The 11,920-nt window shown below is 38.9% G+C and carries 8 protein-coding genes; 2 read left to right on the top strand and 6 right to left on the bottom strand.

The window, feature by feature from the left end; translation table 11 throughout:
- Nucleotides 1-47 precede the first annotated feature (47 nt).
- From DDU33_RS09880 to fdnG, 3 genes are read right to left on the bottom strand one after another with little or no spacing between them, the layout of a single operon-like run.
- Entirely contained in the window at nucleotides 48-731 is a 684-nt protein-coding gene (locus DDU33_RS09880; RefSeq protein WP_005819204.1) for a formate dehydrogenase subunit gamma, read from the bottom strand.
- Nucleotides 724-1,629: a formate dehydrogenase subunit beta gene (gene fdxH / locus DDU33_RS09875; protein ID WP_005819202.1), complete on the bottom strand. Its 906-nt coding sequence runs from the start codon at nucleotides 1,627-1,629 to the stop codon at nucleotides 724-726. The genes DDU33_RS09880 and fdxH overlap by 8 nt, the downstream gene beginning before the upstream one ends.
- Nucleotides 1,629-4,694 (bottom strand): formate dehydrogenase-N subunit alpha, encoded by a 3,066-nt coding sequence (gene fdnG / locus DDU33_RS09870; protein ID WP_157951839.1) that lies wholly within the window; start codon nucleotides 4,692-4,694, stop codon nucleotides 1,629-1,631. The genes fdxH and fdnG overlap by 1 nt, the downstream gene beginning before the upstream one ends.
- A 260-nt stretch (nucleotides 4,695-4,954) precedes the next feature.
- Here fdnG and fdhD point away from each other — a divergent pair, with 260 nt between their 5' ends.
- Both fdhD and DDU33_RS09855 read left to right on the top strand, forming a co-directional pair.
- Nucleotides 4,955-5,770, top strand: a complete 816-nt coding sequence (gene fdhD / locus DDU33_RS09860) for a formate dehydrogenase accessory sulfurtransferase FdhD (protein ID WP_108924925.1) — start codon at nucleotides 4,955-4,957, stop codon at nucleotides 5,768-5,770.
- 1 nt (nucleotide 5,771) lies between these two features.
- Complete coding sequence (locus tag DDU33_RS09855; RefSeq protein WP_108924923.1) at nucleotides 5,772-6,704, top strand: AEC family transporter; 933 nt, start codon at nucleotides 5,772-5,774, stop codon at nucleotides 6,702-6,704.
- Between the two features lie 60 nt (nucleotides 6,705-6,764).
- Here the strand turns inward: DDU33_RS09855 and DDU33_RS09850 are convergent, their stop codons facing one another.
- From DDU33_RS09850 to DDU33_RS09840, 3 genes are all read right to left on the bottom strand, one after another.
- Entirely contained in the window at nucleotides 6,765-8,144 is a 1,380-nt protein-coding gene (locus DDU33_RS09850) for an L-serine ammonia-lyase (protein ID WP_108924921.1), read from the bottom strand.
- 163 nt (nucleotides 8,145-8,307) lie between these two features.
- Entirely contained in the window at nucleotides 8,308-9,720 is a 1,413-nt protein-coding gene (locus tag DDU33_RS09845) for a YdgA family protein (RefSeq protein WP_108924919.1), read from the bottom strand.
- Nucleotides 9,721-9,789: 69 nt separating this feature from the next.
- Nucleotides 9,790-11,919 (bottom strand): 3-hydroxyacyl-CoA dehydrogenase NAD-binding domain-containing protein, encoded by a 2,130-nt coding sequence (locus DDU33_RS09840; RefSeq protein WP_108924917.1) that lies wholly within the window; start codon nucleotides 11,917-11,919, stop codon nucleotides 9,790-9,792.
- Between the last annotated feature and the right edge of the window lies 1 nt (nucleotide 11,920).

The following is an 11,920-nucleotide window of genomic DNA, read 5'->3' as shown; positions in this document are numbered from 1 at the left end:
AAAGTGCGGTAAGAATACCGCACTTATCCTTAAAGCTAAACGGTTACTTATTTGCTTTGTTCAGCCTGTTTTGCCAGTTCTTTTTCAAGCTCTGGTTTTACTTCTTCGTTATACCATTTCGGGTGGTGTTTTTTCGCCCAACGGACAGTTACCCAACCTTCAACCATACCACGAATAGAGCCTTTTACCCAGAATGCCATATACATATGTACAAGGATACCGGTAAAGAGAGCAAATGCACTTGCCGAGTGAAGCAAGATGGCAATACGTAATGTCGTAATGGAGAAGTTATCTGAGAAGTATTTTCTCCACATGATGATGCCAGTAATCAATAAGGTAAACATTGCCAAAATTAATGTCCAGAATAACATTTTTTGACCAAAGTTATATTTACCGTTATAGGCGACGGCGTGTTCATTACCTTTTAGCACTTCGGTCACGTTCATTGCCCATTTGATGTCATTTTTTTCTGGAATATTATGATGCCAGTAAATGAATGCCATGATAATAAAAGCAATAAACATCACAATCCCCGTAATCGGGTGGATTGCACGTGCTAATTGTGGCGTACCTAAAATTTCATGTAACCATGCAAAATCAGGGAAGAAGAAAGCAACCCCGGTAAACATCGTCATAAAGAAAGCAATCACTAAGAACCAGTGACTCACACGAGCAAGCGGTTTATGACGAACGATTTTTGTATCGTTAGAAATTTCAATTTTCTTACTCATGTTTTCCTCCTTCAGCGTGTTCATGATGATCTTCAACATCTTCTTCGATGTTTGGTCCGACTGTTACATAGTGAGCAATTTCAGCTAACGCTAAACCACCCATTGCAACGGCGGCAACTGGTTTTAACACGTCTTTCCAAAGCTCAACGGTAATGTCGATGCTTGGATCTTTCGGTAAACCGGAATAGAGTTCTGGTTTATCTGCGTGATGTAATACATACATAACGTGTGTACCACCAACACCTTCAGGGTTATAAACACCAGCATTTGGGTAACCACGTGATTTAAGATCTTTAACACGTTGTTCACCATAATGTAGCATTTCTTCTTTTGAACCAAAACGGATTGCGCCTGTTGGACAGGTTTTCACACAAGCCGGTTCTTGACCCACATTCACTCGGTCCACACAAAGTGTACATTTGTACACTCGGTTATCTTCATCATTCATACGAGGAATGTTGAATGGACAGCCTGCAATACAGTAACCACAGCCAATACATTTATCCGATTGGAAGTCCACGATACCATTAGCATATTGAATAATGGCTCCCGGTGCAGGGCAAGCTTTTAAACAGCCCGGTTCTGCACAGTGCATACAACCATCTTTACGAATAAGCCATTCTAAGCGGTCATTTTCTTCCACTTCGTTGAATTTCATGACCGTCCATTGTTTGGCATTCAGATCACGAGGATTGTCATACACTCCCACACAATCTTCTTGTGGCGCACGAATATCATTCCATTCTGAGCAGCCAACTTGACATGCTTTACAACCAATACAAGCTGAAACATCGATGAGTTTAGCCACTTCCACCACGTGATTACGTGCATGTGGTGGAGGGGTTACGCCTGAAGTTGCGGAGATTTTAATAATGTTTTGATCTTGAACTGCTGACATTATAGTGCCTCCGTACTTTTCTCAATGTTTACAAGGAACGTTTTGTATTCCGGTGTTTGGGTATTTGCATCACCCACACGACCCGTTAAGGTATTTGCTAAGTAAGATTTTTTACCTACGGTTGCAAAACCACCATGGATTGGAATACCAACGGTATGAATTTTCTTACCATCTGCTTCTAACGTTCTCATACGTTTTGTAACTACCGCTTTCGCTTTAATAAAGCCACGTTTAGAACTTACTTTAACAGTATCGCCGTTAGCAATGCCTTTTTCTTTGGCAAGATCTTCACTAATCTCAACGAATGGCTCTGGTTGAGCAATCATATTGAGCTCAGCTTGTTTCGTCCAGAAGTGGAAATGTTCTGTTAAGCGGTAAGTTGTACCAACATAAGGGAACTCACTTGCATCTTTGGCGAAACGGTCTTTGTCATTCTCTAAAATACGAGCAACCGGGTTTGATACCACATTCGGGTGAAGTGGGTTCGTACCGATTGGCGTTTCAATCGGCTCGTAATGCTCAGGGAACGGACCATCAACGAGTTTATCTAAAGCAAAGAGACGGCTTACCCCTTCAGGCTGCATAATAAATGGTGTTACATTACTATTTGGCGGTGCAGTACCGTAGTCTGCCACATCAATATAGTTCCAGTTTTTACCATTCCATTTCACAATCTGACGTTTAGGGTTCCAAGGTTTACCTGATAAATCAGCGGATGCACGGTTATAAATAATACGGCGGTTTGCTGGCCAAGCAAATGCCCAACCTAACGTATTACCTAAGCCTGATGGATCCGAGTTATCACGGTTTGCCATTTGGTTACCTTTTTGCGTCCACTGACCGGTATAAATCCAAATTGCGGATGAAGTTGTACCATCATCACGAAGTTGAGCGAAGCTTGATAGCAATTCGCCTTTTTTCGCAATTAAATTACCGCTTGTATCATAAAGATCTTCTAAAGCGTAGCCATTATTTTCTTTTGCAATTTCATCTGCTTTTGGTTCTAATGGGTTAGCGTAATTCCATGTCATTGCTTCAATGGTATCAATCGAAGGACCGCCTTCTTTATGATACATTTCAAGCATCACTTCACGAATTTCTGAAAGAATATCTACATCCGGTTTTGCTTCTTTTGGTGGTTCAGAGGCTTTCCAGTGCCATTGTAACCAACGACCTGAGTTAGCAATTGAGCCATCTTCTTCCGCGAAACAGATGGTTGGTAAACGAATGACCTCTGTTTGGATATCAGCCGGATTTACATCGTTAAATTCGCCGTGATTTTTCCAGAATTCAGATGTATCTGTCGCAAGTGGATCGCAAATCACAAGGAATTTCAATTTACGTAATGCACTTGAGATCTTGTTTTTATCTGGATAAGACGCTAACGGGTTATAACCTTGGCAGATATAACCATTGACTTTACCTTGATCCATTAAATCAATGAATTGCATATGATCCATTTTCTTCTTGTATTGTTTAGGAAGATTATGGAAGCCAAATTCATTTTCTTTCGTTGCATTTTCGCCATAAAAAGCTTTTAACATACTCACCATAAATTTAGGTGTGTTTTGCCAGTAGTTTACCTGACCCTCAACCATTGTTTTTGGTGTAATACGGTTTAAAAATGCTTCTAAAGAGGTATCTGTTTCAATTGGTAATGGAATATAGCCCGGTAACATAGATGGGAATAATCCCATATCTGTTGTACCTTGAACGTTTGAGTGTCCACGTAATGCGTTTACACCACCGCCCGGCATACCAATGTTACCTAATAGTAACTGGATCATTGCCATAGTACGGATATTTTGTGCACCCACAGTGTGTTGTGTCCAACCTAATGCATATAAGAACGTTGTTGTTCTTTCAGGCGTTGCCGTCGAAGCAATGGTTTCAGCAAATTCTAAGAAGGCTTTTTGCTTCGTACCACAGATACGTTCAACCATTTCCGGTGTATAACGTTCAACGTGTTTTTTCAATAAATTGATTACACAACGTGGATCTTGCAAGGTTAAATCACGTTTTGGTTGACCGTTCTCATCTAATTGATAAGACCAAGTTGATTTATCATAGGTACGTTTAGTTTCATCGTAGCCTGTGAATAAACCATCTTCAAAGCCAAAGTTTTCGTTGATTAAGAAACTTGCATTTGTATAGTGTTTCACGTATTCGTGTTGGATTTTATTATTATCCAATAGGTATTTAATAACACCTAATAAAAGGGTAATGTCAGTACCTGAACGAATAGGCGAATAGAAATCAGCCACAGAAGCCGTACGGTTAAAGCGTGGATCTACCACCATTAACTTCGCACCGTTTTGTTTTTTCGCTTCAATAGCCCAACGGAAGCCGACAGGGTGAGCTTCAGCGGCGTTACCGCCCATTACTACAACCACGTCTGCATTTTTGATATCAACCCAATGGTTGGTCATCGCACCGCGACCGAAACTTGGAGCAAGACTTGCTACCGTAGGTCCGTGTCAGGTACTCGCTTGGTTATCTAATACAAGCATCCCGAATGCACGACCAAATTTTTGGGTAATCAGTGCTGTTTCGTTGCTTGCTGCAGAAGCCGCTAAGAAACCTGTTGTTGTCCAACGGTTTACTGGGGTGCCTTCGGCATTGGTTGATTCCCAGTTTGCATCACGGTCTTCTTTTAATAATTTGGCCACTTTATGAATAGCATCATGCCAACTAATGCGTTCCCATTTATCAGAACCCGGTGCACGATATTCAGGGTATTGTAAACGGTTTGGGCTGTTTACATAATCTAAAACCCCAGCACCTTTAGGACATAATGCCCCACGGCTTACAGGATGGTCTGGGTCGCCTTCAACGTGGAATAGTTTACCACGTGAATTCATCGCACCATCTCCGAGGCTATACATCAACATACCGCAGCCTACAGCACAATATGTACAGGATTGACGGGTTTCTTTTGCACGCAATAGCTTATACTCACGGGCAGCAGCGAGAGCCGTTGCCGGAGCAAAACCAAGCATTGCAGCGGAAGTCCCTGCCATACCACCTGCACAGATCTTGAAAAACTTACGTCTAGAGACCTGCATAAATCACTCCTATGAAAATATATCAGCAATGAATTTTGCCAATATTGCCTTAAAAAATGTAAAATTAACCTTAGTATAAATATGACAATTTTGTCATTATTTTCAAAGTTAGGTTATTATTTACCTTTATATATAATAAGCCATACCTCAATATTAGTAAATTTAATAAAACTAATACATTATTGGTTTTATGTTTTAATTTATTTTTAACCAAATAAAGTGATTGATAATAATTTTTATTTTTAATGTGTGGTAAAGCTATGAATAGTTATGATGAAATAAATGCTACTCGCTTGAGTTTAAATAATCAACAAATAACGAGCTCTGATTGCAAGGATAAATTGATTAGTGAAATAGCCGTTGCTTTAGTTTATAACGGGATTTCTCATACGGTTATGATGTGTACACCAAATGATCTTGAAGATTTTGCTATTGGTTTTTCATTGGCAGAAGGGATTGTACAACAAAAATCTGAAATTTACGGTATCGATATTCTTGAGCAATGTGATGGGATTGAAATTCAACTAGAAATTGCAACACGTCGTTTTGTGGAATTAAAAGAAAAACGCCGTTCAATGGCAGGCAGAACAGGGTGCGGTATTTGTGGTGTAGAGCAGTTAGAACAAGTTAAACAAAGTAGCAAATTAAGCAAAAAATCAGACCGCTTACAAAAGGTTAATCCATTATTATTTGATCGCTGTTTAGCGCAATTAGAACAAAAACAACAATTAGCAAAAGAGACGGGCGCAAGCCACGCAGCAGCGTTTTTCTCGCCAGAGGGAAATCTATTAGCAATTAGAGAAGATGTGGGGCGGCACGTCGCATTAGATAAATTACTTGGCTGGTATGCCAAAAATAATGAGCCAATAGGTTTTGTTTTTGTAACCAGTCGGGCAAGTTTTGAGATGGTACAAAAAAGTTTAGCAGTTGGCATTGAAATGCTTTGTGCTATTTCAGCTACCACAGAAATGGCAGCCAAAATGGCAATAGAAAATGACTTTACGCTCATTGGTTTTACTCGAAAAGGAAAAGGTACGGTCTATTCCGGAAAAAGACGGCTAATGTTAGGAGATTGATATGGATATTGCCTTGCTACTCGCCAATAAAATAACGCAATTGACATTGATAGTGTTATTAGGCTATGCGCTTGTTAAATTTAATTTGTTGAAATCAGAAGAAAGTTATCCGCTTTCTGTTATTGGGCTTTATATCATTAGCCCTGCAACCTTAATTACAGCTTTTCAAATTGACTATTCGCCTGAAATTATAAAGGGGATCGCCCTTTCATTTGTGATGGCAATTTTATTAAGTGGTTTATTAATTTTAATTGGTAAAATAATTAAACCTATTTTTAAATTAGATAATTTAGAACATGCTGCCTCAATTTACTCAAATTCCGGTAATTTAATTATTCCTATTGTTGCCTCATTATTTGGGGCAGAATGGGTAATTTATTCAACAGGCTTTATTGTTATTCAGAACTTATTGTTTTGGTCGCATTTAAGAATACTTCTTTGTGGAAAGGCAAATGTTTCACTCAAAAATATTATTTTTAACATTAATATTTTGGCAATTATTTTAGGGATATTCCTTTTTGCTTTTCATATTAAACTCCCTTCAGTGATTTCTGGTACGCTTTCATCTCTTGCGGTAATGATTGGACCAATGGCAATGTTTGTGGCTGGGATGTTAATTGCCTCTATGCCGATTAAGCAAATTATGACAGACAAGCGGATATATTTAGTCGCTTTTTTACGTTTAATTTTCATCCCGCTTATTTTATTGTTCATTATCAAATGGCTAGACTTCCCTCATTGGATTGAGAAAAATGGGGAAATTATTGCGATGATTAGTTTTCTAGCGACAACAAGTCCTTCAGCCGCCACTGTGACGCAAATGGCTGTGGTCTACGGGCAAAATGCCCAAAAAGCAAGTGCCATTTATGGTGTAACGACATTGCTTTGTGTCATCACAATGCCGTTAGTGATTGCGTTATATCAGATGATTTAATGAAAAAATCCAACAGAGAATAACTGTTGGATTTTTTATGAATATAAACACTATATAAAGTTAATCACAAGGCAGAATCTTAATTGCTAATCCTCCGGTTGAGGTTTCACGATATTTTGCATTCATATCTTTGCCTGTTTCATACATCGTTTCAATTACTTTATCGAGCGTTACTCGAGGCTGTGTTGTCAAACGTAACGCCATGCGGCTTGCGTTAATAGCTTTAACAGATGCAATCGCATTACGCTCAATGCAAGGTACTTGAACTTGCCCGCCAACAGGGTCGCAAGTTAATCCTAAATTGTGTTCCATGGCAATTTCTGCGGCAATACAAACTTGATCAGGGCTTCCTCCCATAATTTCGGTTAAACCAGCTGCTGCCATTGAGCAAGCAACACCAACTTCCCCCTGGCAACCCACTTCCGCACCTGAAATTGACGCATTCATTTTATAGAGAGAGCCAATCGCACTTGTGGTTAATAAATAACGTTCAATGGTTTCTTGATTTAATGGTGCAATGAACTGTTGGTAATAAGCCAATACAGCCGGTACGATACCACAAGCACCATTAGTTGGCGCAGTAACAACACGTCCGCCCGCCGCATTTTCTTCATTTACCGCTAAGGCGAACATATTAACCCAATCAATAATTTGCATCGGATCGTTGTTAAATTTACTGTTTGCTTCCAATGTACGGCGTAATGAAGCTGCTCGGCGGACAACTTTTAATGAGCCGGGGAGCAAACCTTCTGTATGTAAACCTCGTTGAATACAGGCTTCCATCGTTTGCCAAATTAACGCTAAATAAGCCGAAATCTCTTCTTTTGAACGTAAAGCTAACTCATTTTTCCACATTAAACTGGAAAGTGGTAATCCTTGTTCTTTACAATGTTTGAGTAAATCTTCAGCGTACTTATAAGGGAATGGCACTTGAACAGCATTGTCTTCGCTATGTCCAAAATGCTCATCATCAACGATAAATCCTCCCCCGATAGAATAATAGGTTTTTTCTAAAAGGAGCATTTCACCGGCAAAGGCTTTTAATGTCATACCATTTTCGTGTTTAGGTAAGAAATCGTAATGAAATGGCATATCTTGGTAGAAATCAAACTGGATTTCTTTTGAATGTTCAGGCGTTGCCGCTGCCAGCTGCAGTTTGCTGTCTTGTTTTAATTGGGCAATGGTGCCGTCAATTTTTTCAATATCGACATTATCGGGTAAATAGCCCATCAATCCCATTATCACGGCAATATCAGTACTATGCCCACGTCCTGTGAGAGAAAGAGAACCATAAATATGGGCTTGCAAGCGGTCTGTTTTGGCTAATAAATTGCTAGAAATCAGCTCATCAATAAATAATTTTGCCGCTTTCATTGGTCCTACGGTATGAGAACTTGATGGGCCAATTCCCACCTTAAACATATCAAATACACTAATCATAAAAACACACACTTATTAAATAAAACAAATAATGTATTTTACTTGAAATTATTTGGTATGGTTAGTGTTTTATGTAAATTAAAAAATGGAAAAAGTGCGGGATAGATTCTTATAAGAGAGAAGAGGGCGTATAACTACGCCCAATACAATAGTGAGAGATATTTTAATTTCCTAACAAACCACCTAGTCCCATAGCAATGACAAAAAATGCCATTTGAAGCTCTTCTTCAGAAACGGTGCGACCATTTAATTTAACTTCGCCGTTATCAATGGTAATGTTTGATTTTATTTCTTGGTCTGAAACGCTAAATAAACCACTTTGTACCGCTTGTCCTTTAATCTCCTCCATTGCTGATTTTATTGCAGATGATGAATCTTGCTCATTTGCTGTTGGCTCAAGAGTTGCAAATTGCTTCATCATTTCTTCTGTGGCCGGAATGTTGATCACAAGATTTAATGCTGATTGTTTAAAGACACTTAACATATCTTTAAGTGATTTGTTTTCATCTTCAGAAGGTAATTTTGTTAAATTAACTGCTAAAGATAAGTGATGTTTTCCTTTACTATTTTCTAAATTAAGTGCTTTGATATTTAATTTTGGCTGTTTTGCCAATAATTGTTCAACAACTTGTTCAAGTTGTGCGTTTGCTTCAGGTTTATAAATAGTAGCATTCATAACTTCATCATAAGATTTCGCATCAATGTCCATATCGGAGTCGAAGGTAAATTTACCGAGAGAAGCAGATTTTTCTAAATGCGCGAATTTGATATCCGTATTCGTGATACTTTGAGAAATATAGCGACCATCTTTAATATTTTGTGTCCCTTTAGATTGGAAATTCTCAATAATTACATCATTATTTTCCGGTTCAGAAATTTTGATAGACTTAATTTTTGCATCAAATTTGCCGTTACTTAAAAAACGATAAGCTTCATCTCGTTTAAATTCAGCTTGGATATCAGTGCCGTCAATAATGCCATTTGTCTCATTAACAGTATATTTAATTACAGGTGTTTGATAAGACATTGAGCCGTTAAAGTTCTTATCGGTATCAAACTTAATTACCGTTTTATCAAGTTCAAGTTTAAAAGAGCCCTCTGGATATTGACCTTTGATTGGATTGATTGTTGCCACACCGCTATAACTTTCATCATAGCCAATATCCGTGCGAGCGGTACCTAACAGAGGGGTAGCAATCCACTCTTTTAATTCTGCTGGCGTGTTAATATTACTTTCTAAGCTGGCTGCCACAGGAGTTAATTTACCCAACATGACACGATTCATTGGGAATGGACCGTGATAAAGTTTATCATTATATTGAAGAGGAATTTTAGATTCGCCAATTTTAAGATCTAACATATAAGATACGTCAGAACTAAACCAATGGCGTTCAAATTTCATCTCTTTAATTTCAGCACCAAAAGCATCAGAACTATGCTTTTGAAAATATTGATTCGTTTGGGCAATATAATCGTTAAATTTTTCTTCTGCGATTTTGCCCGTAAAGTAACTACCGCCAACAGTAGCAGCACCTAATAGCCCAATCACTGAAAGAGCAATGGTAGATTTTTTCATATTGAAAACCTCAATTTATTTAAATTTTATGTAAATGTTAGTAGAAATTAAACCGCTTGTAAAAACGAATTATTCTGCCTGCTGAACCAACCAATCACAAGGTTTGAAGCGTTTTCCATAGCGTGTTTCGTGTAATCGAAGTTGGCGAACAATCTCTTTGGCTCCGATTTTTTCTATATAAGCGTAAATCCCCCCTCTAAATTGTGGGAAGTGAGCGCCTAATACCGAGGCAACATTGCCTTCTTCAGCAGATTGAATGACATTTTCTTGTAAGCACCAAGCCGCTTCATTGATCATTCGTAGGATACAACGGCGAGCAATTTCTTCTGCTTCCAAATCATTCTGGGCGATTGTTTCCATGACGTGATAAATACTTTTATCCTCTTGTACACGTTCGCCTTGCGTATTATAGAGATAAAAACCTCGTTTATTTTTACACCCTTTACGCTCATTGCGGATCAATAAATTGACCGCCTGAGGCATCACAAAACGCTCGCCAAAGGCATCAACTAAAGTCGGGTTAGATTTAACTAATACGTCTAGTCCCATTTCATCAATGATAGCTAGAGGCCCTAATTTAAAACCAAACTCTTGTAACGAGCGGTCGATAAATTCAATCGATTCCCCATCAATTAAACATTCAATCGCCTCAAGCAGTAATGGCGTTAAAATGCGGTTAATGAAAAAGCCTCGGGTATCTGAAACTAAAAGAGGCACTTTGCCTTGTTGAATGGCAAAGTGGATCGCCGTGGCAATTGTATGCTCGCATGTTCCCTCGTGAGGGATAATCTCGACCATGGGTTGAGTTGTTACCGGACTAAAATAATGGAAGCCAATGACATTTTGCGGACGTTGCGCAACACTTGCAATTTCCTTAATCGATAACGTGGAGGTATTTGTTGCGAAAATTGCATGATCATTGTAGTAATTTTCACTTTCTTGCAACATTCTTTGCTTGAGTTTGAGATCCTCATAAACTGCTTCAATCACAAAATCTGTCGATTTTGCCGCCACTAATCGCTCGCCACCTGTAATCAAATTCATTCTTTGAATCATCACGCCGGAGGAAATTTTCTTATGTTCAGCTTCTTTTTGCATCAATTCAAAACAGGTGCGTAGCGCCTTCTGAATTTCAGAAGGGTGAATATCTTTTATACGCACCGGCACTTGAGCATAATTTGCGGTCAGATAAGCGATGCCTGCTCCCATGTAGCCTGAACCAAGAATACTTACTTGTGAAATATCTTGCACATTGCCTCGAATGGCATATTTATCTTTCATGGTACGTTCGGTGCGTTTTAAATCAATCAGCACTCTAGAGGTTTCTGTTTGAAAAAGTTTAGCCAGTAATTGCTGTTCTAAATGTAAACCGGCTCTAAAGTGAGGCTCTTTAAGCAATTCAATCAGTTCTTGAACGGCTGGATAATTACCGAAAGTACGTTGCCAAGCACGATTTTCGAGACGATCTAACACTTTATTACGATAGTATTGATTTCCTTCAAGCTGTTTACGCCATTTTTTTAATGGCGTAAGCGGTCGTTTTGGATCGATTTTTTGCACTTGGTTATCAAGTAATCGTTGGTAAGCCACTTGGAAGAGTCTGTTGGCAGGTACAGCCATATCAATAAGCCCTAATTTTAAGGCTTGTTCGACATTGACTTTATCGCCCGAGAGTAAGAGTTCCGTGGCTGGGACTAATCCAATTAAGCGAGGTAAACGTTGTGTTCCACCGGCAAAAGGTAAAATGCCCGAGCGAATTTGTGGCAGTGCGAATTGTGTATAGATTTCATCTGAAGCAATGCGGTAATCACAAGCCAAAGCCAGCTCTAATCCTACGCTAAAACAGTTACCGTCAATGGCTGCCACAACCGGCACTTTTAGGGTATTTAACTCTCGCATAATGGCTTGCGCTTCTTGTGAAAATTGTTTGAGTAACGCTTCATTTTTTTCTGTCAAAATACTCGGTTTAAAACCTTGAATAAAGTTCTGTTTACGGGCAGAAATAAATAACACTGCGCGGGCTTGCTGATAAATGACTTTACCAATAATGCTTCTTAGCTCCTCAACAAAGGTTTCAGGAAGCCAGTTGGCATCGCTATCTTGGGTAAGAATATGAACAACGGCGATACGGTTCTGATCAATTTCCACATGAAAAGCCGTATTTTCCGGATTTAAGGTTAATTCAATTTGTTCTGTCATA

The sequence above is a fragment of the Actinobacillus porcitonsillarum genome, from assembly GCF_003101015.1.
GTDB lineage: Bacteria > Pseudomonadota > Gammaproteobacteria > Enterobacterales > Pasteurellaceae > Haemophilus_A > Haemophilus_A porcitonsillarum.
The sequence above is the reverse complement of the archived record's forward strand: the minus strand, read 5'-3'. Positions and strand labels throughout refer to the sequence as shown.